30 protein-coding genes and 1 tRNA gene are annotated in these 26733 nt (G+C 47.5%); 16 read left to right on the top strand and 15 right to left on the bottom strand.

What is annotated here, in order from left to right; all coding sequences use genetic code 11:
* The first annotated feature begins 47 nt into the window (after window positions 1–47).
* From OH31_RS03090 to OH31_RS15185, 4 genes are all read left to right on the top strand, one after another.
* Window positions 48–124 (top strand) — tRNA-Met (locus OH31_RS03090).
* A 150-nt stretch (window positions 125–274) separates the two neighbouring features.
* A complete protein-coding gene (locus OH31_RS03085; protein ID WP_024929584.1) occupies window positions 275–1477 on the top strand; it encodes an MFS transporter in 1203 nt (400 codons plus the stop codon).
* Window positions 1478–1698: 221 nt separating this feature from the next.
* Window positions 1699–2643, top strand: a complete 945-nt coding sequence (locus OH31_RS03080; protein ID WP_024929583.1) for a toll/interleukin-1 receptor domain-containing protein — start codon at window positions 1699–1701, stop codon at window positions 2641–2643.
* Between the two features lie 152 nt (window positions 2644–2795).
* The gene (locus OH31_RS15185) at window positions 2796–5696 is read left to right on the top strand and encodes a DEAD/DEAH box helicase (protein WP_024929582.1); all 2901 of its coding nucleotides are present in this window, start codon (window positions 2796–2798) and stop codon (window positions 5694–5696) included.
* Between the two features lie 398 nt (window positions 5697–6094).
* Here OH31_RS15185 and OH31_RS03070 read toward each other — a convergent pair whose 3' ends face one another.
* The gene (locus OH31_RS03070; RefSeq protein ID WP_024929581.1) at window positions 6095–6850 is read right to left on the bottom strand and encodes an SDR family NAD(P)-dependent oxidoreductase; all 756 of its coding nucleotides are present in this window, start codon (window positions 6848–6850) and stop codon (window positions 6095–6097) included.
* A gap of 115 nt (window positions 6851–6965) precedes the next feature.
* Here OH31_RS03070 and OH31_RS03065 point away from each other — a divergent pair, with 115 nt between their 5' ends.
* Window positions 6966–7871 carry a LysR family transcriptional regulator gene (locus OH31_RS03065; protein WP_024929580.1) on the top strand — a complete coding sequence of 302 codons (906 nt, stop codon included), beginning with the start codon at window positions 6966–6968 and terminating at the stop codon, window positions 7869–7871.
* A gap of 273 nt (window positions 7872–8144) precedes the next feature.
* A complete protein-coding gene (gene fic / locus OH31_RS03060; RefSeq protein WP_088178109.1) occupies window positions 8145–9257 on the top strand; it encodes a protein adenylyltransferase Fic in 1113 nt (370 codons plus the stop codon).
* Between the two features lie 87 nt (window positions 9258–9344).
* Here the strand turns inward: fic and OH31_RS14675 are convergent, their stop codons facing one another.
* The 3 genes from OH31_RS14675 to OH31_RS03050 all read right to left on the bottom strand — a co-directional run bounded on the left by OH31_RS14675 (window position 9345) and on the right by OH31_RS03050 (window position 11128).
* A complete protein-coding gene (locus OH31_RS14675; RefSeq protein WP_081755114.1) occupies window positions 9345–9653 on the bottom strand; it encodes a hypothetical protein in 309 nt (102 codons plus the stop codon).
* 32 nt (window positions 9654–9685) lie between these two features.
* Entirely contained in the window at window positions 9686–10213 is a 528-nt protein-coding gene (locus OH31_RS03055) for an RNA polymerase sigma factor (protein ID WP_242402187.1), read from the bottom strand.
* A 105-nt stretch (window positions 10214–10318) separates the two neighbouring features.
* Window positions 10319–11128, bottom strand: a complete 810-nt coding sequence (locus OH31_RS03050; protein WP_024929577.1) for an AraC family transcriptional regulator — start codon at window positions 11126–11128, stop codon at window positions 10319–10321.
* Window positions 11129–11231: 103 nt separating this feature from the next.
* On the opposite strand from OH31_RS03050, the gene OH31_RS03045 reads away from it, so the two are divergent.
* Window positions 11232–11765, top strand: coding sequence for a carboxymuconolactone decarboxylase family protein (locus tag OH31_RS03045; protein WP_024929576.1), 534 nt, complete (start codon window positions 11232–11234; stop codon window positions 11763–11765).
* Window positions 11766–11820: 55 nt separating this feature from the next.
* Here OH31_RS03045 and OH31_RS03040 read toward each other — a convergent pair whose 3' ends face one another.
* The gene (locus tag OH31_RS03040) at window positions 11821–12570 is read right to left on the bottom strand and encodes an alpha/beta fold hydrolase (RefSeq protein ID WP_024929575.1); all 750 of its coding nucleotides are present in this window, start codon (window positions 12568–12570) and stop codon (window positions 11821–11823) included.
* Window positions 12571–12702: 132 nt separating this feature from the next.
* Between OH31_RS03040 and OH31_RS03035 the strand changes: the two genes are divergently transcribed.
* From OH31_RS03035 to OH31_RS03025, 3 genes are all read left to right on the top strand, one after another.
* On the top strand, window positions 12703–13611 hold the full coding sequence (locus OH31_RS03035; RefSeq protein WP_242402186.1) for a nuclease-related domain-containing protein: 909 nt from the start codon (window positions 12703–12705) through the stop codon (window positions 13609–13611).
* A gap of 124 nt (window positions 13612–13735) precedes the next feature.
* Window positions 13736–14044 carry a BON domain-containing protein gene (locus tag OH31_RS03030; RefSeq protein ID WP_019881558.1) on the top strand — a complete coding sequence of 103 codons (309 nt, stop codon included), beginning with the start codon at window positions 13736–13738 and terminating at the stop codon, window positions 14042–14044.
* Between the two features lie 171 nt (window positions 14045–14215).
* Window positions 14216–15667, top strand: coding sequence for a phage tail sheath C-terminal domain-containing protein (locus tag OH31_RS03025; RefSeq protein WP_024929573.1), 1452 nt, complete (start codon window positions 14216–14218; stop codon window positions 15665–15667).
* Between the two features lie 78 nt (window positions 15668–15745).
* Here OH31_RS03025 and OH31_RS03020 read toward each other — a convergent pair whose 3' ends face one another.
* The 5 genes from OH31_RS03020 to OH31_RS03000 all read right to left on the bottom strand — a co-directional run bounded on the left by OH31_RS03020 (window position 15746) and on the right by OH31_RS03000 (window position 18586).
* The gene (locus OH31_RS03020; protein ID WP_024929572.1) at window positions 15746–16084 is read right to left on the bottom strand and encodes a four-helix bundle copper-binding protein; all 339 of its coding nucleotides are present in this window, start codon (window positions 16082–16084) and stop codon (window positions 15746–15748) included.
* Between the two features lie 110 nt (window positions 16085–16194).
* Window positions 16195–16500: a hypothetical protein gene (locus tag OH31_RS03015; protein WP_242402185.1), complete on the bottom strand. Its 306-nt coding sequence runs from the start codon at window positions 16498–16500 to the stop codon at window positions 16195–16197.
* 114 nt (window positions 16501–16614) lie between these two features.
* On the bottom strand, window positions 16615–17166 hold the full coding sequence (locus OH31_RS03010; protein ID WP_024929570.1) for a c-type cytochrome: 552 nt from the start codon (window positions 17164–17166) through the stop codon (window positions 16615–16617).
* A gap of 188 nt (window positions 17167–17354) precedes the next feature.
* Window positions 17355–18218 carry an SDR family oxidoreductase gene (locus tag OH31_RS03005; RefSeq protein WP_024929569.1) on the bottom strand — a complete coding sequence of 288 codons (864 nt, stop codon included), beginning with the start codon at window positions 18216–18218 and terminating at the stop codon, window positions 17355–17357.
* A gap of 41 nt (window positions 18219–18259) precedes the next feature.
* Entirely contained in the window at window positions 18260–18586 is a 327-nt protein-coding gene (locus OH31_RS03000) for a hypothetical protein (protein WP_024929568.1), read from the bottom strand.
* 302 nt (window positions 18587–18888) lie between these two features.
* Between OH31_RS03000 and OH31_RS02995 the strand changes: the two genes are divergently transcribed.
* From OH31_RS02995 to OH31_RS02985, 3 genes are all read left to right on the top strand, one after another.
* On the top strand, window positions 18889–20193 hold the full coding sequence (locus tag OH31_RS02995) for a cyclopropane-fatty-acyl-phospholipid synthase family protein (RefSeq protein ID WP_024929567.1): 1305 nt from the start codon (window positions 18889–18891) through the stop codon (window positions 20191–20193).
* Window positions 20194–20275: 82 nt separating this feature from the next.
* A complete protein-coding gene (locus OH31_RS02990) occupies window positions 20276–21028 on the top strand; it encodes a hypothetical protein (protein WP_024929566.1) in 753 nt (250 codons plus the stop codon).
* 30 nt (window positions 21029–21058) lie between these two features.
* Window positions 21059–21715, top strand: coding sequence for a response regulator transcription factor (locus tag OH31_RS02985; protein ID WP_024929565.1), 657 nt, complete (start codon window positions 21059–21061; stop codon window positions 21713–21715).
* On the opposite strand, the gene OH31_RS02980 is transcribed toward OH31_RS02985, so the two are convergent.
* Complete coding sequence (locus tag OH31_RS02980; protein WP_024929564.1) at window positions 21716–22321, bottom strand: YIP1 family protein; 606 nt, start codon at window positions 22319–22321, stop codon at window positions 21716–21718. It abuts the gene before it with no gap.
* Window positions 22322–22569: 248 nt separating this feature from the next.
* Between OH31_RS02980 and OH31_RS02975 the strand changes: the two genes are divergently transcribed.
* Complete coding sequence (locus OH31_RS02975; RefSeq protein ID WP_019881545.1) at window positions 22570–23034, top strand: PA2169 family four-helix-bundle protein; 465 nt, start codon at window positions 22570–22572, stop codon at window positions 23032–23034.
* Between the two features lie 120 nt (window positions 23035–23154).
* The gene (locus OH31_RS02970) at window positions 23155–23409 is read left to right on the top strand and encodes a hypothetical protein (protein ID WP_019881544.1); all 255 of its coding nucleotides are present in this window, start codon (window positions 23155–23157) and stop codon (window positions 23407–23409) included.
* 42 nt (window positions 23410–23451) lie between these two features.
* Here the strand turns inward: OH31_RS02970 and OH31_RS02965 are convergent, their stop codons facing one another.
* Window positions 23452–23679, bottom strand: a complete 228-nt coding sequence (locus OH31_RS02965) for a DUF2171 domain-containing protein (RefSeq protein WP_019881543.1) — start codon at window positions 23677–23679, stop codon at window positions 23452–23454.
* Between the two features lie 251 nt (window positions 23680–23930).
* On the opposite strand from OH31_RS02965, the gene OH31_RS02960 reads away from it, so the two are divergent.
* Window positions 23931–24134: a hypothetical protein gene (locus OH31_RS02960; RefSeq protein ID WP_024929563.1), complete on the top strand. Its 204-nt coding sequence runs from the start codon at window positions 23931–23933 to the stop codon at window positions 24132–24134.
* Between the two features lie 95 nt (window positions 24135–24229).
* Here the strand turns inward: OH31_RS02960 and pqqA are convergent, their stop codons facing one another.
* The 3 genes from pqqA to OH31_RS02950 form a co-directional block, all read right to left on the bottom strand.
* Complete coding sequence (gene pqqA, locus OH31_RS14670; protein ID WP_081624291.1) at window positions 24230–24301, bottom strand: pyrroloquinoline quinone precursor peptide PqqA; 72 nt, start codon at window positions 24299–24301, stop codon at window positions 24230–24232.
* A 100-nt stretch (window positions 24302–24401) separates the two neighbouring features.
* Window positions 24402–25577: a Na+/H+ antiporter NhaA gene (gene nhaA / locus OH31_RS02955; RefSeq protein ID WP_024929562.1), complete on the bottom strand. Its 1176-nt coding sequence runs from the start codon at window positions 25575–25577 to the stop codon at window positions 24402–24404.
* Between the two features lie 30 nt (window positions 25578–25607).
* On the bottom strand, window positions 25608–26705 hold the full coding sequence (locus OH31_RS02950; protein WP_242402184.1) for a phospholipase A: 1098 nt from the start codon (window positions 26703–26705) through the stop codon (window positions 25608–25610).
* Between the last annotated feature and the right edge of the window lie 28 nt (window positions 26706–26733).

Here is a 26733-nt window from a genome sequence, read left to right as displayed (position 1 = left end):
TTGACAATCCAGCGCAAAATCAATAGAATTGCGCCTTCAGTTTTAATGGTGATGTAGCTCAGCTGGTTAGAGCACAGGATTCATAATCCTGGGGTCGAGGGTTCAAGTCCCTCTTTCACCACCAAAATACTAAATAAGCCATTGATTGAATAGATCAATGGCTTATTTTTTTGCCTAAGTTCCACGAGGTAGTACACAATGGTGAGGCCTGTCGCCTGCTCACTTCCGTCATAAAGTCGGCAATTGCATTTCAACTCATTCTTTAAGTAAGTCCATGTCGAATCACTCAGTTCCCCAGATCCAACTCTCAAAAGCCAGGCAAAACCTCATTATTTTTGCCCTCTCCATCGGGGCATTTGCAATCGGGCTGAGCGAATTCTCAAGCATGGGTTTGCTGCTTGAGATTAGCCGTGGATTAGGTGTGTCGGAATCTCAGGTTGGCGTTTCTATCAGCATTTATGCTTTAGGCGTGGTGGTGGGCGCACCCTTGCTGGCTATCTTTGGCGCAGGCCTCAAAAGAAAAAACTTACTGCTTGCACTCGCATTTATGTATGCTCTCGCCAACATTGCCAGCGCGCTTGCCCCCACTTACGGCACCATGTTGATCGCGAGATTTATTTCAGGCCTGCCACATGGCGCCTATTTCGGAATCGCCTCGTTAGTCGCAGCGTCTATCAGCCCGCCTTCGCAAAAAGGCATGGCCGTCACCAAGGTCATGCTTGGCCTGGCAGTCGCAATACTGGTGGGCAACCCGCTTGCGGTTTGGTTAGGCCAACAATTCACATGGCGATTAGCTTTTGCCTTAGTCGGCGTGCTGGCATTCATTACATTGTTGATGGTAAACAAGTCGTTACCTTTAGATCATCAAGAGAAACAATCCAGCCCGATGGAAGAGCTGGCAGCATTTAATCGGCTACAGATTTGGCTAGTGCTTCTGATAGGCGTATTCGGCTTTACCGGCATGTTTACTGTCTTTAGCTACATGGCACCGGTGCTGGTTAATGTCACCAAGGTTTCTGAGTCATATATGCCCTGGCTGGTTGTCGCCTTTGGCATAGGCTCTATCATCGGCATGTTGTCAGGTGGCAAAATTGCAGATGCCATGAAATTCAAAGGTGCATGCCTGCTTATCGTGTGGTCTATATTTGTGTTGGCCATGATTCCATTCATTTCAGGCTCACTGCCTGGAATTATCATCGCAGCAGTCGCAGTTGGCACCATGATGGCACTGCCAGTCACACTACAAACGCATTTGATGGAAATTGCTGGCGATGCACAAGTATTATCTGCCGCCGCAATTCAAGCCGCGTTAAATACCGCGAATGCTTTAGGCCCCTGGTTGGGAGGGATGGCGATTGACCATGGATTAGGTTACAACGTATTTGGTACGATTGGTGCGGCTACTTCAGTGATTGGGTTATTGATCTGGATGATCTCTTTCAAATTGGCTCAAGCAAAAATGCATCAAAATAAGTAGTTAACTTCAGCAATTATTCCTGCTTTGATACAGCAAATGTAAAATGAATAAAATTTCGCCTCCAGTATTTAAGCCTATCTTTCACAATCAAACACCCAGCGGCTTTCAAAGATTAAAACCGTTTCCATTTATAGACTTCAAACTAGCCAATTGATTTAGGTCTACATAAAACTAGCTTATAGTGTGATACACAATTAAAACTAGCTCGTGAGGCGCCTCATATGTCAGCACCAAAAGTCTTTGTAAGTCACGCATCAGAAGATAAAAATCGATTTGTACTTCAGTTCGCAGAGAAACTTAGAGCGAATGGAGTCGATGCTTGGCTTGATAAATGGGAAATGTTGCCAGGAGATAGTTTAGTAAACAAAATTTTTGATGATGGATTAGCTCAAGCTTCAACTGTATTGATTGTTTTGTCTAAAAACAGTGTAAGTAAACCATGGGTTACAGAAGAGCTAAACACAGCCGTTGTAAAGCGCATAAATTCAAAAATCAAACTGATTCCTATTGTGATAGATGACTGTCAGATTCCTGAATGCTTAACATCAATACTTTGGGAAAGGATTTCAAACTTAGAGTCTTACGATGAGAGTTTTAATCGAGTCATTGCTGCGATAACCGGGCAAACTACTAAACCTCCGCTCGGAAATCTGCCTAGTTATACAACTTCACCCATTAAAGAAATAAGCGGATTAGCCAGAGTTGATAATCTGTTACTAAAAATAGCATCTCAAATATCTTTAGACCAAGGGCACGATCTGATTGATGCTCACCAGTTGCAAAATATAGAAGAGCTGAATGGTTTAGGTGAGCAAGAACTCGATGATTCCATAGCAATTTTAGAGCAAAAAAGCTTAGTTAAAGCTATACGCCACATGGGCGGAGGACTTCCCCATTTCAGAGTTACTACATATGGGTTTCAACAATTTGGACAGGCTTATATTGATAATTACGTAGAAAGACTTAACCGTATAGCATTAACTATTATCAATCAAAACTTACAAGACAATCATTCAATCGCTACTCAATTAAGTGAAAATACTTTCTTTGTTGATCACTGTTTATTGGTTCTTGAGTTGAATCAGTACCTCAAATTAGCAAGAGCAATAGGAGGTCATATTTTCATAGTTAATGTACATGCTTCTTTGAGGCGCGCTTTTATGTAGCCAATATAAAACTATCCTACATAATAGGATTTTAAAAGTAGATTTGTATAAGAGCCCTAGACTGTCCAATTGATAGATATCTAACCATCTGAAATATAGACTAAGTTATAAATTTAGAGCATATTAATTCTTCATTCAAAAGAATAAGAATCATGAAATATATACTTCCTAATAATCATGGCTTGTCTCAACAGACTGTTGATCTACTCGTATTCAAAGAAAATGAATCCCCAGCATTAAGTAATGTGCAGCATTCGGCATTAGGAGCTGGAGTTGGAAGAGGGGAAAGTCTATTAGTCGTCTCCCCTACTTCAACAGGGAAAACTCAAATCGCGCTATGGGCAATAGCGAAAAGCCTAGAGGAAGGCTGCAATACTGTTTACTTAGTAACTCATCGAGCGTTAGCTAAACAAAAATTCGATGACTTTAGAACGCTTCTTTTACCAAGTTACTTGAGCAATGACCCATCGAGTCTTGTTTTAGCTACCGGCGATTATGTTGTAGATTCCGACGGAGAGCTTCCAAAAGAACCATTACGCTCACCGCTTATCGTGGCTACCTATGAAAAATACTTAGCAATGTTATCTGCCTCGGGTGTACCTAACGATATGCGGAGGACAGTAATAGTATGCGATGAGATTCAACTATTAGGTGATGAACACAGAGGACAAAGCGTAGAAATTCTACTGACTTTACTTCGAAATGCAGGATGGAAACAGTTTGTTGGACTCTCTGCTGTTTTACAGAACAATGATGCTGTAAACCTTGCCGATTGGTTAGGCATAAAACTAGTTATAGAAACTTCCAGAGAAAAACATCTGCGCTACGAGTGCTGGCATCAAAACGGAGTCGTGGCAGTATCTTCACAGTCCCCTGAAGTATTTGAAGAGCTAGAGAACAGCCTCGACAAAAAGACTGATGTAATCTCAGCATTAAAAATGCTGATTAAAGATAAAAACCCACCATTACCTATTATTGTTTTTTGCATGCGTAAACAGGATACATATGATTTAGCCACTGCTTTTATCAAAAATACATTACCCAATACAGAACCACAATTATCACTGGTTTTTGAAGCTTTGCCCGAAACTTCAGCTAATACATTTTTAGCTAAAACAATAGAAGCAAGAGTTGCATCTCATAACGCAGATCTTACTGATGAAGAAAGAGGAATTGTTGAACAACATCTTTTAGAGAATAAATTGGACATAGTGTTCGCAACTACCACCTTGGCAGCTGGAGTGAACTTCCCTTTAGGCGCTGCTATTTTCGCTGACTGGAAGCGTTGGGATGCAGATTTGAGAGCTCGAATACCAATCGAGGGGGGAGACTTTCACAACATGGCAGGCCGCGTAGGAAGAATGGGCTTTGCGCATGAGCATGGTAGAGTTATTTTCTTTGCCGCATCCGATAATGAATTAAGAGCTTCTAACACCTACTTGCAGCTAGGTGATATGTCCCCTTTAGTACCACGCGTAAATCATAAAAAATTCAATCAACTTGCATTGCAACTTGTGTCATCAGGACTATGCTCAACACGAGATCAGCTTGAGGATTTGGTTTGCAATACATTTAGCGCATTACGAGAGCAAGACAACAACTTAACATCATTTGCTAAATGGCCCAACAAACTCGAGTTAGCCGTAAACGGATTAATATATGAAGGATTCTTGATTGAGTCTCAAGCAGGTAAGCTTGTTGCAACACCGGTAGGTAAGTCTGTTGGGCATAGTGGCCTTTTGCCTGAAACTTGCACCTTCTTATTGAATTATCTTGCAAGGAAATCCGATGTGCTGGCAAGCTGCCTGCCCAGCAACGAGTCCCAAGGTGACATTGCTAAACTTTCCTTTCTATTATTCTCGGCTTGCTTATGTAGTCCCGAATTTCGAGTTCAAGGAAACACAAAGCCAACAAGATTCTTACCTTTCCCACTCGAGGAGCCTACGCTTTTCAATCCATCTCAATATGCACAAGATTTAGCAGAACCTATTTGGCAATCAGATGTAATGCCTATCAACGCGGCGATGATTTGCAGAGAGTGGATGGATGGTGCCGAGGTAAGAAAACTAGAAAGTTACTGCAAATCTTTAAGTGCAGGCATGCTATTTGAGATGTTTCGGAATTTGGGTTGGATATTACAGGGATTGTCATCAATCATTACCGCAGCTTCAGATAAAAGAGTCGACTTCTCGCTTAGACCTAGAGTTTTACAAGACAGTACATTTAACTTTGATTCACTTGCAAAACTACCAAGGGTCATCAAAAGATTGAGCTTTCGTGTAGCAGAAGGTTTACCAGACGACGTTCTATGGATGATGGCATTGAATGTTCCAGGGTCTCAATTCAAGTTGAGCAGATCAGATGTTCTTTCGCTTAAATCTGCAAATTTCAATACACCAGAAAAAGTAATGCTAGGCAATGCCGCTGCTGATGCTATAAGAAATGAAACATTCAAGAATGCAAAACCCTCCCCACAGGCAAAAAGTAATTGGTTACGCGACGCCTGCAGAGGATGGAAAACGGTGCATCGTCAGAAGGCTTCAGAAAGACATAAACGACGCGCCTCGAAGTGTTCAAGACCAGAGCTGGTAGATAGATACTACTCAGCAAAAGGGGTTGAATTCGAGAGGGTTTTCGAAGAAATACTCTCTTTCTTGGGCATCAAGTTCGAGCGACTAGATGATAAAACTAAAACTGGTGCTCCGGATTATTTACTACTATTACAAGACTCTTCACCATTGGTAATAGAAATTAAAACAAAAGAAAATGATGGCCTCGTTGATTACAATAAGGCAGTAGAAGTATTGGCAGCCTCAGAAATACATGGATATAAAAATGCGTTTTGTATTACTTTATGTCACCCTGGGGTTGACCCAAGTGTACCCATGGTCATAGTTGATTGCGGAAGACTGTCCGTGGTGGAAAGCCATGATTTGAGTGAAGCCCTAATGAGAATTTGCGAAAACTCATTAACTCAGTCACAACTCTGGCAATGGTTAGCAACACCGGGGCAAGCTCTTGCCGCAGACCTTCCATTCAGAGAGTACAATTAAATTATATTTATGTAACAAAAGTTCTAACTAATTAATTGAATTTCGTTGATAAGAGCTTTTTTACCTCCAGATAAAAAACGGTTTCCAGAAATGGAAGCCGTTTTCTTTAAGCTTTAATATCTTATTTAATTACTCCGCATCCTTTTTAGACTTAAAGCGACTAAATAAACCACAACGTACTTTCTCTTGTTCATCTGCTGTCATGGCTTCACTACCGCAATGCCTATGGTGATGCCCATGACGACCTCTGAATCCGCCAAAAAGAATTCTGCTTAGAATCAATAGCCCAACTGCGTAGCAGTAATCAATCACATGAATGCCATCGGCTAATGCAACCACTCACTGCAATAAATAAACAAAGCCCTCTATGCAGAGGGCTTTGTTTTGCTACGAAAAAACTAAATCTGCGCCTGGCCGCCATCGACAAAGAATTCAATGCCGTTGATAAAGCTTGCATCAGGTGATGATAAAAACGCCACTGCCTTCGCTACTTCATCGGGATCACCCACTCTGCCCATAGGCACTTGAGAACCTAAATAATCCAGCAGGCCTTGTTGTTGCACTGGGTCGTTACCTGCCAGCTCTACCAAACCTGGTGTTTTGATCGGGCCAGGGCTGACGACATTGACACGGATGCCGCGGTCTTTGAGGTCTAAAATCCAGCTGCGGGCGAGGTTGCGAATGGCCGCTTTGGATGCGCTGTAAATACTAAATGCAGCGGTGCCTTTGACGCTGGTGGTTGAGCCAGTTAATACAATAGAAGCGCCATCTTTAAGCAAAGGTAATGCTTTTTGCACGGTGAAAATCACGCCTTTGACATTCCTGCCAAAAATATCTTCGTAGTGATCTTCGGTAATGGCGCCCAACGGCAACATATTACCGCCACCCGCGTTGGCATAGATCACGTCAATCTGGGAGTGATCTTGCTGCACGGCGTCATAGAGGCGGTCAATATCCGCCAGTTTAGACATATCGGCCTGAACGCCTTTCACCTTACCGCCTATGGTTTTGATCGCAGCCTCTAACTCGGCTTGTCTACGGCCTGTGATATACACATGCGCGCCCTGGTTGGAAAAATGTTTGGCTGTTGCGAGGCCGATACCGCTAGTACCACCAGTAACGACGACGACTTTGTTTTGAAATGTTGCTGACATGATGTTTCTCCTTAAGTCATTAAATGAACGTACTGCATGGATGAAATATTGCCAGTGAGCCAATAAATGCACTAGACTGCTTTTGTGAGTTTAATTGTTCCAAAAATGAGCCAATATGCGTGATATCAATGATTACATCCTGTTTGCGGAGGTGGTGAGTGGCGGCAGTTTTGCGGCTGCCAGCAGACGCGTGCGCATTCCAAAATCCACTATCAGCAGAAGAATTGGCCTGTTAGAAGAAAGGCTTGGCGTTCGCTTGATCGAAAGATCGACCAGGCGATTCCGCGTGACTGAGATCGGGCAATCGTTTTATGAGCGTTGCAAAGTCATTATGCTGGATGTGGAACAGGCGGACTCCATCGTCTCTGAATCGCTCAGTGAACCCAAAGGCTTAGTAAGATGCAGTTGCCCGCTAGGCTTGTACGAAACGCTGGCGCCAATTTTTTCTTCATTCCTTTTGGCTTACCCGCAAGCCAGATTGCAATTGGTGGCCGGGGACAATCCGGTGAACCTGATCGAGGATAGAATCGATGTCGCCATCAGGGTGCGCACGGTATTGGATACCGATGGCTCTTTGGTGATGAGAACACTTGGGCATTCCGAGCGCATTTTGGTCGCTTCACCTGCGTTTGCGAGCAGGATGGATCAATCCAGTTTGGATAATTTATCCGCCTTGCCAACCATCGCGACTTCAGACCAGAACCATGCCATCGAATGGCAATTCCATCATGCGTCATTAGGCACAAAATCTATCTGGCATGAACCCATATTGAGTTGTGTGGATTTTTCAACCGTGAGAGAAGCCGCCATTACTGGCATTGGGGTGGCGTTATTGCCTGACCATACGTGCAGCCAAGCGTTAAAAAGCGGAAGATTGGTCCGGATTTTCCCTGAGTGGAAAACGACCTTGGGTATTCTGCACATCGTATTCACTACACGGCGCGGGTTGCCGCCAGTGGTGCGTGCATTTATTGACCACCTGGCGAGTCAAGTGAAGCAAACAGGCTGCACCATCAATTAGCTGTACTAACTCACATCTGATCGACAGTGACCGAATTTTTAGGGTATCTGTCAGATTAGATTCAGCTCACAATAGTGCACCTTGCGGTCGGCCCAAGTCAAAGCACAGCGTTAGTTATGTTTTTGAGCAGTTTTTTTAATAATATCGACACATCCGCACCATGTGTCGATAAAAGTTAAAAATATCGACACAAAATATTGACGTGTCGATAGCATCGACATACACTCAATATGTGTCGATAAAACTCACAATTGCAAACATAAAGGCATGCGTATGAACGTACAAGCATGGCAGCCAGACCAGCCTTATTTATCTTTACCCTCCCTGCCACCTCAAGTAGATATTGAGACTAAGGCGATATTAAAGCAGTGTATTACTGCACGTGCAGCTTTGGCTGAGCTCAAACAGGCTGCCGAGTTAATCCCTAATCAAGCCGTGCTGATTAATACCTTGCCACTGCTTGAAGCAGGGGCGAGTTCTGAAATTGAGAATATTGTCACGACGACTGATAAGCTTTTTCAACACTTGCGTAATGAGGCTCAAGCCGACCCTGCCACGAAAGAGGCTTTGCGTTATAGCCGCGCATTATTTGAGGGATTTCGGGCACTGAATCAGCATCCATTAAATACACGAACGATTGAAGAAATTTGTACGCAGATTAAAGGTGTGCAAATGAATGTGCGCAAAGTCTCTGGCACGGCACTCAGCAGCCATAAAACAGGCGAAGTGATTTATACGCCGCCAGTGGGTGAAGATGTGTTGCGGACCATGCTCGCTAATTGGGAGCAGTTTTTACATAACCAGGTAGATATTGACCCTTTGATTCGTATGGCGGTCTCGCATTATCAGTTTGAGGCTATTCACCCATTTACCGACGGCAACGGTAGAACAGGCCGCATTGTAAATAGTTTGTTTTTGATTCAGGAAGGCCTGCTGACATTGCCAATTTTGTATTTAAGCCGCTACATTATTCAACATAAATCCGAATATTACAGGCTATTACTACAAGTCACGCGTGAGCAAGATTGGGAGGCTTGGATTCTGTATATCCTGAAAGGGATTGAGGAAACCGCCATTTGGACAACGGCTAAAATTGCAGCGTTGAAGGCGCTCAATGAGCACACGGTAGCGTTTGTGCGACAGAAACTGCCTAAAATTTATAGCCACGAATTAGTGAGTTTAATTTTTGAGCTGCCTTACTGCCGAATTAGCAGCCTGGTGGATGCAGGGATTGCGAAACGGCAATCGGCCTCTGTGTATTTAAAGCAATTAGTAGACATTGGGGTGTTGATTGAAGCGCCCATGACAAAAGAAAAATTGTTTATTCATCCCAAGCTGATGCAGTTACTTACTAAAGACAGTAACGAGTTTAAGCACTATTTATAAATGCAGCCGCCCCCCTGCGAATAAAACCCAGCCTGCAAGGCTGCGGGCTGGGATGGCTGACAGTTTATTTAGAAAAATCTGCTGTCACTATTCAGCGTCTTTTTTAGATCTAAAGCGACTGAACAATCCACAACGTACTTTCTCTTGTTCATCTGCTGTCATGGCTTCACTACCGCAATGTCTATGATGATGCCCATGGCGACCTCTGAATCCACCAAAAAGAATTCTGCTTAGAATCAACAGCCCGACTGCGTGGCAGTAATCAATCGCGTGAATGCCATCGGCCAATGAAACGACCACGTGGTTCCATAACAGCATGACCACATAAGATAAGGCCGCGATGCAGACTACAGCTAACGCCGCGAATGCAGCACATTTACTTTTACAATTTCTCATTCATCTCTCCAATAATTCGGTTATTAATACGATTAGTCACTGGCATGCAGTTGCTCTCTGAGGAAAGTCACTGCATACCGTTTTCTTGCTAATAAGGTGTTGATGCCAATACCTGTTTCTGCGGCAATTTGCTTAAAGCTTTTGCCATCTAACTCATGTGCGATAAACACTTGCCGTTGTTCAACTGGTAATTGATTCAGCGTCGCAATCACGTGTTCAACCAGCATTTTTCTTTCGTAAATTGACGCCGGGGTTTCGGTTTCAATGGAAAGTATTGATTCCAGCCAGAGTGCATCGTCATCTTCGTCATGCTCTAGCGTGACTTCCTGCTTTTGCTTTCTAAAGCGATCAATAATGCGGTTTCTTGCAACACGGTATAACCAGGCGCCGACTTGCTCCAGCGGTTCTGGCAGGCGGTAAGCCGAGACAAACTCATAGAATACATCCTGCAAAATATCATCCGCGTCACCAGCATTCGGTACGCTTTTGCGGATGAAATTGCGCAGCCTGGCTTTTTCTTTATTGAAGGTTTCTGTGATGACAGAATCTTGCTGTGCCATGTTGAGGTTATTTGCTAAATGTATATCCATGCTGTGAAGACGTTTCACAACTGGAAATATTGTATGAACCCTGAAATATTTTTAAATAAAGTTTGAGCCGCATGGTTATTGCCACTCCGTTGGCGTGGTGCCTAGCCGTTTTGCAAACACGCGGCTGAATGCGGCTGAGCTTTGGTAACCGACTTGTGTGGCGATGCTTTTGAGTGGCTTGCCTTGCCGGATCAAGTTTTGTGCAATCGAGAGCCGCCAGTCGGTGAGGTAATCTAATGGCGTGGTGCCTACCGTGGCTTTAAAGTTGGCGGCAAACCTGGCGCGTGACATGCCAGAGACATCCGCCAGGGTTTCCAGTGTCCAAGGATGGGAAGGATTTTCGTGCATAGCCTTGACTGCTTGTGCCAAGCGCGGCTCTGCCAGTGCGGCAAAAATGCTTTGCTGAAGCTGACCATGTTGAATCACATGCCGCAAAATCTGGATCAGGAAATATTCTGCTAGCCTATCCAACGCTGCTTGCCTGCCTAAGTCTTGCGCAAATGCTTCATGAAACAATAACTGCAAGGTGGGTGCAATCTGCTGCATGTCACTTAAGGGCACAATCACAAATTCTGGTAATGCTGTCGCCAGCGGGCTGCGCACTTTGGCACCAAGATCAATCATGGCGCATACCAGTTCACATGGCTCACCTGCCACAGGTGTGAGCACGTGTATGGTGGGCTTGGGGAAGAACACTACGCTGGGCTGATCTATGCGGGCGAGCGGCTTGCCCCTGAACATCAGGTCCAGCTGTCCGGCGCGCAGCAAATGAATATGGCCCACCTGACCCGTCCCATCAAAATTGGCAATCTCACACAGTTCGCCGGTAAAAAACACCTGGGCCGAGAGCGAGATTTGGTTCAATAGTGGTAACAATGGATCCAAACGATACTCCTGATCAACATAACGAGACCTTTGATAATCATGAGTATTGCATGATATCTCCAACGCACAAAGCGTCTTAATTAACCAGACAAGGAGATTCATCATGGCACGTATTCAAACTATCAACCGCGAAACTGCTAGCGCAGAAGTCAATACAACACTGGATGCAGTCAAAGCCAAACTGGGCAAAGTGCCTAACTTAATTGCCACCTTGGCGCAGGCGCCCGTGGCTTTAAATGCTTACCTGAGTTTGAGTGAAGGGGTGACCAAAGGCCGCTTAAGCGCTAAACAAAGAGAATCACTGGCGTTGGCGATTGGTCAGGCCAATAGCTGCCAGTATTGCTTGTCGGCACATAGCCTGATTGCCAGAGGCGCAGGTCTTAATACTGAAGCGATTCAGGCGGCACGCAAGGCTGAGGCCACAGATGCCGTGACAGAGGGTTTGTTAAAACTGGCAGTGAAAATTGTGCAACAGCGCGGCATACTTTCTGACCAGGACTTTACCGAAGCGCATTTAGCAGGTGTGGATGATGGCCTGATTCTGGAGGTGATCGCTCATGTCGCTTTAAACACCTTGACCAACTACACCAATCATATCGCCCAGACGGAGATTGATTTTCCAGTAGTGACTGTATAAATAGACGAGATCAGGCCACTAAAGTGTGGCCTGATTATTTCTGTGTATATTCGAATTAAGCCAGAAAGTTTTCTACCGCTTGTATAAATAATTGCGGCTGTTCGGCATGCACCCAATGGTCGGTTGGCAAGGTGACAAATTCAGCCTGAGGGAAATGCTGTTGCAGTTGGGTGATGTCACTGTCTTGCACGTAATCACTGCGTTCACCGCGAATAAATAAACTCGGCTGGTCAAAATGTACTGCAAGCGCTGCAATGAGTTTTGCGTAATTGGCTTTAAGCGCTGGCAGGTTAATCCGCCACTGCAACTCATCCTCATTTTTGACCAGATTCGTGAGTAAAAACTGCCGTACCCTCACATTAGTGATCGAATCCTTTAAGGCGTTATCCACCTCATTACGTGATGCCATTTGTCTAAGATCGACTGCCAGCATGTGATCCATCAACTGCGTGTATCTGTCAGGATAAGCGCGCATGGCCATATCCACTACAATGAGTTTGCTCACTTTTTCAGGATACTGCGTGGCAAATTGCATGGCGACCTTGCCACCGAGGGAGTGGCCAAGTAAATGCACTTGCTCTAAACCGAGGGCATTGAATGTTTCGAGTAAATCATTGGCCATTTCAGGATAGGTTTGCGAATCACTGTGCGGCGAACGGCCGTGATTGCGTAAATCGACGCTGATGACCTGGTAATGCTGTGCAAAATGTTTGGCGATGCTGCCCCAATTGTCTGCCGAACCGAATAGCCCGTGTAATAAAACCAGTGGTTGGCCCTGGCCTAGCGTTTGAGTATGTAATTGCATGCTTAACGATGAAGTAGTTTGAATTTAGCGCTATGGTATCTCAAAGTGCTCCATCGTAAATATCGATCAACGCCCAATCGACTTTTGCAAGCCCTTCAGATAAGATAACTTTTTTTAACAATCATATTTAATATGTTCACTTCCTCCCTGTCGACAGCCTTAATCACCATGGCGATTTGCCTGGCGCCTTTCTCGGTTATTTTAATGATTGTGATTTACTCAAAAAAACGATCCTCGGCCAGAAGAAAAAATCCAATCACCCAGTACCTGCTACGAAGTGCAGGGGAGTCAGTGAAGGCGCAATTATCTGATGTAGATAGCGAACTAGCGATGTATCTTATGATGCCGCCGACGATTTCATTATTTATTTACGCGTATTATTCAAACCTCCCTTCGGTTAAACATCCTTTGATACTAGGTGCCATCAGTGGCATCATTCTCTTCGGCTATATCCTGTTCAAATTAATCAAGCTGATCAAACTACGTGAAAAATTGCGACTGGGCTACGATGCTGAGCTGGCGGTAGGCCAAGAGCTCAATACGCTGATGCGGCATGGTTATCACGTTTTTCACGATGTCACGCTGAAAAATACAATCAGCAGCTTTAATATTGACCATGTGGTGGTTGGTAAAACCGGCGTATATGCGATTGAAACTAAAGGGCGATCAAAGCCGCTGTTCAAAAATGGCGGCCATCAACATAGAGTTAATTTCGACGGAAAACGACTGCGTTTTCCCGGCTGGAGCGAAGAGAAGCCCGCTGAACAGGCAACACGCCAAGCGCAATCTTTGCAACAGTGGTTAAGTCATGCCGTTGGTGAGGCTGTGACCGTAAAGGCCGTGATCGCCCTGCCTGGTTGGTACGTGACGCATACTCAACGCTCAGAAATTGCCGTCATCAATGGCAAGAACCCCGAGCGCTACTTTAATGCGCAACGACCAGAAAACACATCTGAAAAATTCATACACCAAATTGCACACCAACTGGAAAACATTTGTCGTGATATTGAGCCCATTGCGCTGACCAAACCAAAATCATAAACACACTCAACACCAAGTGATCGTCAGTAGACTCCTACGCCAGGATCAGAATGCACTGTATTCCTAACTTTTCGTGATGCCTGAATAATGAAACCTCCATAATTTAACTCAACAAGGAATCATCATGAAAAACACATTCAAATCTCTGTTATTAGTAAGTGCTTTGACATTGCCTATGGCTGGTTTTGCGGCGGATGGTGACTCGATTGGCACCAAGGTTGAAGACTCTGTGATCACCGCCAAAGTGAAAACAGCGTTTGCCAAAGACAAAGCGGTGAGTGCAACAGACATTAAAGTAGAAACCGACAGCAATGGCCTGGTGCAATTGTCTGGTGTGGTGAAATCGAAAGCCGAAGCCGATAAAGCGGTGCTGTTGGCTAAAAATGTGAAAGGCGTGACTGCCGTGAAAGACGATATTGTGGTTGCGCAATAAATGTGATGCACATGACCTTGCCCATAGGAATCAGCGCGATTCCTATGGGCAGCTTACGTTCTACTCCCCTCTCATCTTCAAGCCAGCCTCCCTCTCCCCTGCTACGCTAAACAGCCTATAATGGCTTGAACTCTGTTGTCATCACGTGTGCCACATTCGGGGACATCAATCATGGCTGTTTATAAAACGCCCGGCGTTTATATTGAAGAAGTGAGCAAGCTCCCGCCCAGTATTCCAACCCTGGAAACGGCGATCCCGGCATTGATAGGCTATACCGAAAAAGCAGATAGACAAGGTGTGTCGCTGTCATTCGTCGCCACAAAAATCTACTCCTTACTGGATTATGAAAACCTGTTTGGTGGCGCAGCCAGGTCGGCGGTGACGCTGTGGCTGGATGCGCAAGACCAAGTAATTGACGCTACCGTAGATCAACCGTTTTATCTCTATGACAGCGTGCGGCTGTTTTTTGCCAATGGTGGTGGCCAGTGCGTGATCGTCTCCGTCGGCAATTACAACGACCAGGTTTCAGCAGCCACATTGGCAGCTGGTTTAAGCGCCATAGAAAAAGACCCGCTGCCAACGCTGATCGCCATGCCGGAGGTTACCTTGTGTCGCGAGACACATACGCTGGAGGCAGCCGCGCTGGCGCAATGTGCACAGGTACAAAACCGGTTTGCGCTATTTGATTTACGTTTGCAACATAACCCGGCTGACCTCGCCACCGAAGCCGCGCGTTTCAGGCAAAGCCTGGGCATCGACCATTTAAAATATGGTGCAGCCTATGGTCCGTGGCTGGTGACCAGCCTGGCAAGAACAACCGACTTTAACCAACTGTTGTTTAAACGTAAAAGCGATGGCAGTGAGGTGAGCGCAGAAAGCCTGACCCAGGACCAGGGCATGCAGGCACTGATGGCGCAAATACGTGCTGCCGGGTTAGTTAAGGCGACGCCTGAATCCCAGGCGCAATTAGCGTCGCTCAACCAAAAGCTATACGCACAATATATGCTCGCCAAACAATGGATAGATGCTGCGAATATCGCTTTAAATACCTTACCGTCTACGGGTGCCGTCGCGGGCGTATATGCCGCGGTCGATCAGAAGCATGGCGTCTGGAAGGCGCCCGCCAATGTGTCACTTAACGAGGTGATACGGCCAGTGCTTAACCTCACCAGCACACAGCAACAGGATTACAACGTGGATGTGGATGCTGGCAAATCCATCAATATCATCCGCAAATTTACGGGCAAAGGCACGCAGATATGGGGAGCGAGAACACTGGCTGGCAACGACAATGAATGGCGTTATATTCCTGTGCGGCGATTGTTTAGCTGGGTCGAGGTATCTGTCAGCCAAGGGTTGCAGCAGATGGTATTTGAGCCTAACGATGCCAATACTTGGGTGCGTGCGCAAGCCATGATAGAAAACTTTTTAATCTTGTTGTGGCGACAAGGGGCGTTACAAGGTAATAAACCGGAACAGGCATTTTTTGTGAATATCGGCCTGGGCAAAACCATGACAGCAAATGATATTGCGCAAGGCTTGATGCGGGTTGAAATTGGCATGGCTGCAGTAAGGCCTGCCGAATTTGTGATATTGAAACTTACCGTGAAGCTAGCTGGTTGAATAGATGAATGGGCTGGATGGTAAAACCGTCACCTATCACCACCGACCCATCCACCTATCCATGTAGCGCATCTGCATTTATGCGAACTCAGCAGCGCCCACCTTCAGGCATGCTTCTGCGCAACGGCGACAGGCCTGCGCGCACGCACGGCAATGGTCAGAGGCATGTTGCTCGCATTGATCGGCACAGGCGGTACAAATTTCCGCACAGTCCTGGCAAACCAGTGCAACAAAGTCGCTGCGGCGCGCAATAAATGAAGCCGTCAGGCGACAGAAATCCGCGCAGTCCATATCCAGTTCAATACAGGTTCGCAACATGGGGTTGGCCTCAGTTTCACAGGCGATGGCACAGCTTTCGCAGGTATCTGCACATTTCTTGCACAGTTCCATACATAACTTCAGGTCTTTTTCAGTCATGGTTTTCTCCAGCTTAGTAGCATTTTAAGAACACTTAGAACTTAGTCACCCTGCCCTGCCAGACTTAAACACAACTTAAGCCATACAGGGGAATCGACTGATGTGGGCCATTACTGTTTCACGCCCGTGCCGCCGTCTTGGGGCTTTTCATGAAAACGTTTGCTTTTTTCAACGTTGCCCGGCTTGGACTGTTTATTACCACTGCCCTGCCGACCCTGCGTATCGCTGTTACCAGTGGTAGCCGCATTATTATTGTCAGGCTGTGGCTCCAGATAGTCGCCGTTTTGATGCGTATCAGGCACCTGATTTTTTTGCTGCTGTGCGGGCGGCGCATTATCTTGTGGTGCCGCAAAAGCAACCGTCATTGAACATAAAAACGTACTGGCTAATAGTATTGAAAGTAATTTTTTCATCATCGCATCCTCATAAAGTTTTAAAGTCACCTGCCAGATGTGGCAGGCTTAGACTCATGCTAATGATGTGGTTAACAGCTGTATGTCAGTGTCTTTACAAAAAACCTGTAGGATAAATTATGAAGCGGCCTCTTCATTGCCAGTCAGGCTGCCATGGCTACGTATCCAGGCAATGACTTTCAGCAACTCGTCGGGGGTAATACCGTTGTTTGGGTCTGAGGGATCCATCAAGCCCTTGCCTTTAGCACCCATCCCACCGTTGGTGCCATTCCAGACCGTCTCAAACATGCCTTTATTCGTGGCATCTTTGGCGTAGTTATAATTCGGTCCGGTCAGCGCTGGCCCGACCTGTCCACCGGCATCCGGACCATGGCATTGCGTACAGGAATAAAGCTGGAAGGTTTTTTTACCCTGGGCAATCGCATCTTCCTTGCCCACATAGGGGTTTTTACCGGTGGCTAAAAATTCTTTGGCGGCAGGGGTATCGAACAGCTCGGCCTTGATTTCGAGCGGAGAACCATCCTGTGTTTTAACGAACTTAATGGCCTCACCACTAGCAGACGCTCCAGCAGTAGATTCCCCGGCGGCGCCAGTAGTCGATGCCTGTTTATCACAGGCGGAGAGTCCAGCAACTAATACCAACAGGCCTAAGCCAAGCTTGTGATTCATGTCGTTCTCCTAATGATTGTGTTATTCACGCGATTGATGACGCAACCCATTATGAATAAAAGGAAAATGTGCGCCCATGTAACAAAGGCGGAATTTGCTGTAGGAGAATTCGGACGTCGCGCCCGGAAATAGTCGGCGTAAAAAAGCCTGGCATACACCAGGCTTAATTCGACCAAGAAAGTGGTCAATTAACCATTAATGATTTCACCACCATTCGGGTGTATCACCTGCCCGGTCATATATGACGATGCCTGGCTGGCCAAGAACACATAGGCGGGCGCAATTTCACTCGGTTGTGCAGGTCGCTTTAAAGGCACCTGGCTACCAAACTCGCTGACTTTCTTTTCATCAAAACTGGCGGGAATCAACGGCGTCCACACCGGCCCCGGTGCCACCGCATTGACGTAAATATCCTTATGCACCAGTTGTCGCGATAATGAGCGTGTAAATGACACCACGGCGCCTTTGGTGGCCGAATAATCCAGCAACTCGGGGCTACCCCGGTAAGCCGTCACCGACGCGGTATTGATAATATGGCTTTTTTTCGGCAGATGCGGCAAGGCTGCCTTCACCATATAAAACATGGAGAAAATATTGGTCCTGAACGTATGCTCCAACTGCCGTTGGCTGATTTCCACAATACTGGTCTGCGGAAACTGCTGGGCGGCATTATTGATGACAATATCCAATTGGCCAAACTGCAGCAGCGTGTCGTGCACAACTTGCTCACAGAACCGCTCGTCTGACACGTCACCTGGAATCAACAAGCATTGGCTACCATAGGCTTCCACCAGTTGCTGGGTCTTTGCCGCATCTTCATGTTCATCTAGATAAACAATCACAAGATCGGCACCTTCTGCGGCAAAATGCACCGCCACGGCGCGGCCAATCCCGCTATCACCACCGGTAATAATGGCCACTTTACCTTTGAGCTTATCGCTGCCGGCGTATTCCTCTTCAATATATTGGGGCTGTGGATGCATATCCGCTTCCAGGCCTGGTTGCACATATTGATGCTGCGGCGGATTGATTTTATCTTCAACAACTTCCATGACGTTCTCCTTGGTCATGGCCAGATGTAGCGCTGGCGACATTATTTTTTTAAATGATTGTCTGTCGCCGGGGTGGCAGGCTCCCGCGGATCTTGCCGCGGCTGCTGACTGTTCTGGCGCCGTTGATTCTGGTTAGGCAAACCTTCAGCAGGCACCTCTGGCGGTACAATCACGCCGCGTTCATGTGGCATCTTCGGTGGCACATTGACGCTGTCAGAATCGATATTGCAGGACGGTTTATTTGAAATGGCGGCATCTTCGCAAGGCGGTACGGCATTGTTCACTGGCGGCGCAGACCAAGCATTTCCCGACCACACACTGCAACACAATGAGCCAGCCAATAACATCCAGGCAAGTGTCTTTTGCATACTGTCTTCTCCTTAAAATATAAGAAAGATACAACTGCATCATGCATTGTATGGCCGCAAATACCGCGTCGCCGTCGGCAGTCAACTGATTCGGCTGTAGGAGTTGCCACGGGTGAAAACCCTCTGTGTCAGACTGGTCTGACAACACAATCAGCCCCTGCCCGATACTTGGTCATCGGCTTCATTTTTACACTGCTTGCAGATGGTATTCATCTGCCAGGGCCGCGCATTGGCATCAGCAAACCATATGTATGCTGATGCCAGCCCATATTAAAAATAAGCTTTTTGAGTAGGAGTACGCCATGAGTAGTTATCCCGTTAATGCTTTAGCCATGCCATTGTCACTGGAGCAATCAACCGCGAGTGGCGACATTACCGAAAGTGGAGACATCATCCATGCGCGCTACATTCTGAACCGTTTGTTTCAGGACTACCCAGTGGCCTTTGCCGTGCGCTTGTGGAACGGCAGTATGCTGACGATCGGCGACGGCGCACCAGCGTTTACCTTTTGCCTGGAACAGGCATCGGTATTACGTGACATGGTATGGTTTAGCAACCCTAAACGCCTGGTGGAGGCCTATTGCTCAGGTGAAGTACAGATTCAGGGGGACTTTCATGCCGCCATGCAGTTGCGTGAACATTTCGAATCTCTATCTTTGCCGCTGCATGAAAAACTAGGCCTGGTCTTCCGGGCACTGACCCTGGCCAATAACCAACAGGTGCTACCCGAACACACTGCCCACACACCTCACTCCCCGACACAATCTCAATCCGCAAGCGTTCCCTCCTCACATGGCATTGCACTCAGTTACGATGTGCCTGAGGACTTTTATCAGCGCTGGCTGGGTGAACAGATGCTGCACTCGTGTGCTTATTTCGCAAGCCCAACACACACCCTGGCGCAAGCGCAGCAAACACAGTTAACACTGATCTGCCAGAAACTGCATTTGCAACATGGTGACACGCTACTGGATATTGCTTGCGGCTGGGGCACACTGGCCTGCTGGGCGGCCAAGCATTACGGGGTATTTGTACACGGCATCACACATAACCCAACGCAATATGCGTATGCACTCAAACAAGTGCAACAACAAGGCCTGACGCATCTGGTCAAGATAGAGCTGGCGGACTATCGCACACTGCCTGCGCTGGGCAGTTACGACAAAGCAGCTTGCATCAGCATTGCCGACCATCTAGGCGCAGCGCATTATCCGGACTTCCTAGCCAAGGTACACGCAGCACTCAAACCCGGCGGGTTATTTTTGAGCCATGTGATCACGGCGGAAAATCCGGCTGGCCAGCAAGACGCCTCCACCGCCTTTATCAACCGTCAGCTATACCCGGCAGGCGAGTTAACCTCTTTCGCCCATCTGTTACAACATATGGATAGCGCCAGGTTTGATGTATTTAATGTAGAGGGCTTGCGTCGACACTATGTGATGACCTTGCGCCAGTGGCTGGCAAACCTGGAGGCGCAACATGCGTCGATTGCTGCCAGCATGGGGGAGCGTACTTACCGTATTTGGCGTCTGGCTATGACTGCTAGCGCCATCCAGTTCGAACAGGGCGTGACCGGCATGCACCAGATGCTGGCGACACGTAGATAATCTTAACCAACCAGGAAATAGCCAGATGCCCAACATACTCACAACCTCCCCTCAGCGACGCCTACTCACTGCCGCGGTTTGTATGCTGGCATTCAGCAGTTATTCGCAACCATCAAAACTACTGCAATCGCCAGGAATGCGCACCGTCTCTAACGCATCTATCAGCCAGTCAGGCTGGTTTCCAACCACGCAGGCGGCAGAAACCATGCGCGTACCAGAAGGCAAAAAGTCGATCTCAACGCCAGGCACGAATGTGGTTGCTTTTGCCAATGACTTGCATCACCCGCGCTGGCTGTATGCTTTGCCCAATGGCGACATTCTGGTGGCAGAGAGTTATCCCCAGCCTAAAAATACAGCGTTTAGCCTGAAAAACTGGATCGCCAGAAAATGGATGCATGAAGCAGAGGAGCTGGCAGGTAGCCAACACCAGATTACCCTGCTGCGTGACAATGATGGCGATGGCATCGCTGACGAACGCCATGTGTTTATCAAGGATATCGCTGCCCCGCTGGGCGTGGCGCTGGTGGGCGACACATTTTATGTCGCCAATGCCGAGGCCCTGCTCCTGTTCCCCTACCAGGCAGGGCAAACCCAGATGACACAAACATCCGATCCTGAAACGGCTGATCAAACGATATTGATGCGACCGGCAGCGCAGGAAAAACTGGCGAAAACACCAATGGATGTGCTGACTGACATCCAGCAGGAGGATGGCACCGCACAAGGACGTCCTGCCAATGTGTTACTCGATAAAAGAGGCTACCTGCTGGTGGCAGATGACGTCGGCAATGTGATCTGGCACGTGAAAGGCAATCGCAAAATCGCACAAAAATAGCCTTATTAGGCTTGAAATGGATAACAAGCCATGAAAAATATATTGTTAATCTACGGCCATGCGCTGAGCCATTGCGCATTAAAGGCACTGGTCAATGACGACCATAACGTGCACCTGGCCGATGAGGCTGGCAGTGTGCATGACGCTATGTTGAAAATCCGCGAGCATACCTACGATGTCATCATTTTGGATGTGTCCGCAGCGGAAACCAATGGCCTGGAAGTATTCTGCGACCTCAAGCAAGCTTTTCCTGACCTGCCTGTCCTCATTATCAACGGCAGTGAACGGGTCGAGCGCATGATCCATTTTATCCGGCTGGGTTGCGCTGGCTACTTGTCTTACACGACAGACAGCGCGCAAGTGATTCCGGCTATCAATGCCATCGCCAGCGGACAAGTCTATGTTTCGCCTCAGCATCAGCAAATGGCTGCCAACAGCGAGCCCATGCTGCATGAACGTTTGTCACTGCGTGAGCTGCAGGTATTTTTCAAATTGATTAAAGGCCAGGCCGTGAATTCAATCGCGATGGAACTGGAAATTGCGCCAGGCTCTGTCAGTGTGTTTCGATCGAAGATCCTCAAAAAAATGCACGTGCTCAATAATGCTGCACTGATTTACTACGCACTCAAATACCATCTGGCCCCCGTGGTGGGGGCTACCAGCAAGTCAGCCAGGGAGGTGGCCTGATTACAGTTTCTTAATGGCAAACTGCAATTGCTCAATGGCTTCCCATGAAATCAGCGAGCCGATCAAAATCACCGCAAATCCTAGCCCAGCGGTACACACAATCGCCATGCTGAGTGTGACCAGCGCCCCGCGTTCGCGGATCCCAAAAATATAGCGCACACCTCGATACACCAGTAGCACCGATGCCAATACGGCTACTCCATGCACAACCACATTAAAACTTAAACTGGGCACAATATAAAACAGTGAGGTCAGCCATAGCGGCGTGGTGGCAATCGTCATAATGAGCAAGGAATCACGAAAGTTGGGCTTGATATTGACCATCTCGGCCAGGTTTTGCGTAATCCAGGCCATCACCAACAACACGCCCAATTGCAAGAACAACAACTCGGCACTCACCATCAGCAAACGGTTACCAGGCAGGTTATCAAAGAACAATTTGGGGTAATTATGATATAGCCGTAGATACATCATCACGCAGGGAATCAACGACAACGGCAAGACATAGAACAGCATGAGTTGCGATACGCTAGGCTTTTCGGCCAGCAGAGATTTTGCCTCACCTCGCTTCGGTGACACGTAATTAAATAAATGGATAGGATTCATGCGGTGCTCCTTGAAACGAAAGAGAGTGAATATCTATCTATTAAAAAACAGGCCATCACACTGCGCCACAAGGCCTAGGCTGATTTGGCTGTAGGAAGATGCAATGCCATTGGATCCAACGATGGATAAAGTAATTCCTACAGATATTTGCGGATTCATCCGATGCTGCCGACATACAGCCACGAGCATACTAAAGTTTCTGAATACATTTACTTCCACACATTTAATAGACAATTTGGAGACTTACCATGGCAGACAATGACGATGTGATTTCTACCTTGAATGATTTGATCGAAGTATCGAAAGATGGCGAAGAAGGTTTTCGCTCTTCGGCAGAGCATGTGGATGAACCGCAACTTAAAACATTCTTTTTGCGTCGGTCACAAGAGGTGGCTGCCAGCGTACAGGAGTTACAAGAGCTGGTGCGCTCACTGGGTGGCGAGCCTGCATCATCCACTAGCTTGGGTGGTGCCTTGCACAGACGCTGGATTGCCATTAAAACGGCGCTGACCAGTAACGATACCGTGGCCGTTTTAAACGAAACCGAGCGTGGCGAAGATGTCGCCTTGGCTGCTTATCGCAAAGCGGCTGAAAAAGACTTGCCGACACATATCCGCTTTGTGGTGGTACGCCAGCTTGAAGGTGCCAAGCGTAATCATGACCAAGTAAAACAACTGCGCGATGCCGCACGTGCAGAAGCCGCCGCACATTAGTCATACCGGCACCACTCAACGGCTTTATTAGCCATCCCGAAGCCTCGTCTGACTGACGGGGCTTCGTTTACGCGTTTTGATCACGCATATCACGTGCCTGAATAATCAGAGGAGATCCAAGTGAACCATCGTTCTGACAAATGGGATCAGTTAACCAATGAATGGGCAGAATCCCTTAAAAAAGCAAAAGTCCGGCAGGCGATTATTGACGACAAGATGCATTCTTTTTTGCGGGGGAATGGTTGCCTGCCAACGGCAGAGGAGTTAAAAATCGTTGAAGAACTATGGCGTCAACATGTAGAGGCCAGAAACAGAACAAACCAGTTTATCCAGGTGGTGCTGCAAAATTACACGACAACGGATGCGACTCAATAGGGATGCCCCTATCTGAAACCTCAGCCGCACCATGCCCGAAAACTAATCTGCTTCCCAGTCATTGGTGATCTGCGCTAGTGTACGGTTGATTTTCACAATACCACCTTCAGTAGACACCACCCAACTCACAGGGATGTAGTGGTGAACGCCAGCTTCATCCTTTTTGAGTTTGATGACATCGTCACTTTCGAGATGGTCGACTACAGCAAAGTGTTCCGCCTGTGCGGTAGTGACAGGCATATCGGCTTTAATTTCTTTAGCATCAATCATGGCGCTTCCTATCCCGCTCACGCGGCAAACAATGAAACTTCAGTCTGCCGTGTTGCAATGGCACTGGCTAGCGCACGCTGACTGAGTTTGCTGTAGGAATCAGAAGATGGCCTGCGCCAATAAAGACTGCTCTAGATTATCTGACAGTAAACTCAGCTGGCGCCTACACCATTTTGAAGCGAACTGCTTATGATGAACCCTGGTGCGAGAGGGTAGTGCTCGTGTGTAAACGACAGTCAAAAAGGCATGGAATGGCAATATTTTACCTAAGCGTATGGCAAGGCGTTCCCCAGCAAAGCGATCTGATCTGGGAAGCCGATGTGCTGGCGCAAAACATAGAGGATGGTTATAGAATAGGCAAAACGCGTTTTGCGGTGGAGCATCCAAACAAGGACTTGAAGCGTTACACAATGGTGGCGACGGGTGACAGCGTTGAAAAGTCGATTAGTGTCTAAACTTTTAACCTCAATGCATAACATTGAATGCAACAGCCAGAAACAATAAACCCGACCTAGTGTCGGGTTTATTGATATGCAAGTTAACGCTTGAATTACTTGTTCATCACGTACATTGTCACTTCAAAGCCAAAACGCATTTCAGTAGCAGCTGGTTTAGTCCACATGATAGTCTCCTTGGTTAAGTTGTTACATCTCGTTAGACACAACTATACGCAGACCAGCCATGAAATGCTTGCGCAGCATCCCTAAAAGCACCTCATGATTTTACTTAGTGGAGGCTTCATTCACTGCCCCCTGCCTTAACACCACGCTTAGCCATAACCAGCCTGCCACCCCGGAAAGCAGCGAGCCTGTAAGTATGGCCATTTTGGAGAGATTGATCGCATCCGCCATCTCGCTAAAGGCCAGGTTGGTAATAAAAATCGACATGGTAAAGCCGATACCGCCCAGCATGCCTGCGCCAATCACATGCGATAAACGCAAAGGCGGATGTAGTTTGCAAACACCCGTCACAATAGCCGCTACCACGGCCAGCGTAATCCCGACCGGTTTGCCAATCAGCAAACCGAGAATAATCCCCAGACTGTTGCTATGTGAAAATACGGCACTCATGCTATTTGCCGCCACCTGCACACCGGTGTTGGCAAAGGCAAAAACAGGCAGGATCAAGAAAGCCACCGGCAGGTGTAAAGCATGCTCCAATTGATGCGATGGCGAATGCTCATCATCCGGATTGCGATTGAAGGGAATGGCAAATGCCAATGCGATGCCTGCCAGCGTGGCATGCACACCAGACTTGAGTGTCAGCCACCACATGAATGCCCCGCCCAGTACATAGGGAATCATGCCGAGCACTCGCCAGCGGTTGAGCGCAAACAGCAAAGCCAGCACAGCCAATGCGGCCAGCAGGTGCGGCCATGAAATAGAGGCGGTGTAAAACACGGCGATCATGATAGCGGCGCCCAAATCATCAATCACGGCAAACGCAACCAGAAACACCTTGAGCGGTGCAGGCACGCGCTTGCCCAATATTGACAACACACCTAGTGCAAAGGCGATATCCGTCGCCATCGGGATGCCGACACCTGCCTGGTAGGCAGTGCCGTGGTTGAATTGCCAGAAAATGAAGGCTGGCACAATCATGCCACCCATCGCCGCAATGGTTGGCAGCAAGGCATTGTTGACGCTGGATAGCTCACCCACATACAACTCGCGTTTGAGCTCCAGCCCGATCAGCAAAAAGAAGATTGCCATCAGGCCATCATTGACCCACTCTTCAAGGCTTAAACCCAACCATTGGTGATGCCAGAAATGATGGTAGTGCTCAGCCAGCACGCTGTTGGCAATGACCAGCGCCAGCACTGTGACCAGCAATAGCAGGATGCTGCTGGCCTGCTCAGAAGCCAGGAAGCGTTGGAAAGTGGCGGTTAACGGACGCATATTGATAGCGCTAATGAATTACTCAATTAATTATTCACCAATGGCAAAGCCGATGCCAAACATGGTTTGCGCCTGATTATAATCCAGTAGCGAGACACCGTAACCACTGGCCAGCATGGCGTAAAAACGCACGCTCTCACTTTTGAGCGGCTTGTACTGCACATCAAACTTCACATAGCCTTTGTTATCGCTGCGCATATTGTTACGCAAGGTGACACTGGCAGCCGTGGTATTGGCCTCGTTATCCCAGCGCAAAATCGCATCGCCATAACCCATATATTTGCTGATATCCGGGTTATCGTTATCCGATTTGCTTTCAGGAATACGCCACCACGGGCGAACCAGCAAACTATAGCGCTCATTGAGCTGCCAGCCGCCCTGCAAATAGACGCGGTTCCAACTGCGTGATAGCGGTTGCGAGCGGCCATTGGACTCATGCATCAGGCCCACATTGAGCATATTGGGCATGGCATTGAGCCAACTGTTTTCTTCTGCTGGTTTGTTCAAGCCTAGCGATAAAATCAACTCAGGTGAATAATTGTGATCCCGCATGGGGCGCGACTGCTCTTCGTTATACACCTGCCAGAATGACTGCTGGGTATAAGCCCCCCACAAACGCGCACTTTGCACCCACTGGTTTTTAGGCAACCAGTCTGACAGGTTCATTAACTGCGTTTTCAGGCTAATCTGGAAATGCAGGTCATTGTGCCCCAGGCCACGGTCTTGCGTATTAGGACGTGATGGCGAGGTCGGGACATCATTGGGATTATTCGAGTACGCGGTCACCAGGTAATTGAGCTGATGGGTTTCCAGATCGGTAAAGTGCAGTTCATCCTGGCTGTTTAAATGCCATTTGCGTGCGAGGTAACCCGTCTCGGCCCCCACACTTTTCACTAGCTCCTGTTGGCTAGGGGCCAATATTGGGGGTACCACACGTGTCGGCGTATATTGCTCGGCGACTTTATCAAAACAAATCAGGCGACGGCTGGCATCCGCGGCAAACTCGGTTTGGCAGGTGCGCAAGGCATTTTGCATCTCCTGCATGTCCGCGGCCTGTGCCTGACCACTCAATACGACGGCAAAAAGAATGAAGCTGCGCAGAAAAAGAGTGCGCAGGGTGTGAAGCATGAACATACGGATTCCCTTCAGCGGGCGC

The sequence above is a fragment of the Methylophilus sp. OH31 genome, assembly GCF_000576615.1.
Lineage (GTDB): Bacteria > Pseudomonadota > Gammaproteobacteria > Burkholderiales > Methylophilaceae > Methylophilus.
This window is presented reverse-complemented; position numbering and strand designations above follow the sequence as displayed.

Bases quoted from the DNA above. Each gene is read 5' to 3' on its own strand.
- OH31_RS03020 (WP_024929572.1), bottom strand. From the start codon at position 16,084: ATGACTGAAAAAGACCTGAAGTTATGTATGGAACTGTGCAAGAAATGT.
- OH31_RS02975 (WP_019881545.1), top strand. From the start codon at position 22,570: ATGGCAGACAATGACGATGTGATTTCTACCTTGAATGATTTGATCGAA.
- OH31_RS03080 (WP_024929583.1), top strand. From the start codon at position 1,699: ATGTCAGCACCAAAAGTCTTTGTAAGTCACGCATCAGAAGATAAAAAT.
- OH31_RS03030 (WP_019881558.1), top strand. From the start codon at position 13,736: ATGAAAAACACATTCAAATCTCTGTTATTAGTAAGTGCTTTGACATTG.
- OH31_RS15185 (WP_024929582.1), top strand. From the start codon at position 2,796: ATGAAATATATACTTCCTAATAATCATGGCTTGTCTCAACAGACTGTT.
- OH31_RS03000 (WP_024929568.1), bottom strand. From the start codon at position 18,586: ATGCAAAAGACACTTGCCTGGATGTTATTGGCTGGCTCATTGTGTTGC.
- OH31_RS03065 (WP_024929580.1), top strand. From the start codon at position 6,966: ATGCGTGATATCAATGATTACATCCTGTTTGCGGAGGTGGTGAGTGGC.
- OH31_RS03040 (WP_024929575.1), bottom strand. From the start codon at position 12,570: ATGCAATTACATACTCAAACGCTAGGCCAGGGCCAACCACTGGTTTTA.
- OH31_RS03025 (WP_024929573.1), top strand. From the start codon at position 14,216: ATGGCTGTTTATAAAACGCCCGGCGTTTATATTGAAGAAGTGAGCAAG.
- OH31_RS03085 (WP_024929584.1), top strand. From the start codon at position 275: ATGTCGAATCACTCAGTTCCCCAGATCCAACTCTCAAAAGCCAGGCAA.
- OH31_RS03045 (WP_024929576.1), top strand. From the start codon at position 11,232: ATGGCACGTATTCAAACTATCAACCGCGAAACTGCTAGCGCAGAAGTC.
- OH31_RS03005 (WP_024929569.1), bottom strand. From the start codon at position 18,218: ATGGAAGTTGTTGAAGATAAAATCAATCCGCCGCAGCATCAATATGTG.
- OH31_RS02985 (WP_024929565.1), top strand. From the start codon at position 21,059: ATGAAAAATATATTGTTAATCTACGGCCATGCGCTGAGCCATTGCGCA.
- fic (WP_088178109.1), top strand. From the start codon at position 8,145: ATGAACGTACAAGCATGGCAGCCAGACCAGCCTTATTTATCTTTACCC.
- OH31_RS02980 (WP_024929564.1), bottom strand. From the start codon at position 22,321: ATGAATCCTATCCATTTATTTAATTACGTGTCACCGAAGCGAGGTGAG.
- OH31_RS02995 (WP_024929567.1), top strand. From the start codon at position 18,889: ATGAGTAGTTATCCCGTTAATGCTTTAGCCATGCCATTGTCACTGGAG.
- OH31_RS02960 (WP_024929563.1), top strand. From the start codon at position 23,931: ATGGCAATATTTTACCTAAGCGTATGGCAAGGCGTTCCCCAGCAAAGC.
- OH31_RS03055 (WP_242402187.1), bottom strand. From the start codon at position 10,213: ATGGCACAGCAAGATTCTGTCATCACAGAAACCTTCAATAAAGAAAAA.
- OH31_RS03070 (WP_024929581.1), bottom strand. From the start codon at position 6,850: ATGTCAGCAACATTTCAAAACAAAGTCGTCGTCGTTACTGGTGGTACT.
- OH31_RS02950 (WP_242402184.1), bottom strand. From the start codon at position 26,705: ATGCTTCACACCCTGCGCACTCTTTTTCTGCGCAGCTTCATTCTTTTT.
- OH31_RS03035 (WP_242402186.1), top strand. From the start codon at position 12,703: ATGTTCACTTCCTCCCTGTCGACAGCCTTAATCACCATGGCGATTTGC.
- OH31_RS03010 (WP_024929570.1), bottom strand. From the start codon at position 17,166: ATGAATCACAAGCTTGGCTTAGGCCTGTTGGTATTAGTTGCTGGACTC.
- OH31_RS02990 (WP_024929566.1), top strand. From the start codon at position 20,276: ATGCTGGCATTCAGCAGTTATTCGCAACCATCAAAACTACTGCAATCG.
- OH31_RS02965 (WP_019881543.1), bottom strand. From the start codon at position 23,679: ATGATTGATGCTAAAGAAATTAAAGCCGATATGCCTGTCACTACCGCA.
- nhaA (WP_024929562.1), bottom strand. From the start codon at position 25,577: ATGCGTCCGTTAACCGCCACTTTCCAACGCTTCCTGGCTTCTGAGCAG.
- OH31_RS14675 (WP_081755114.1), bottom strand. From the start codon at position 9,653: ATGAGAAATTGTAAAAGTAAATGTGCTGCATTCGCGGCGTTAGCTGTA.
- OH31_RS03015 (WP_242402185.1), bottom strand. From the start codon at position 16,500: ATGATGAAAAAATTACTTTCAATACTATTAGCCAGTACGTTTTTATGT.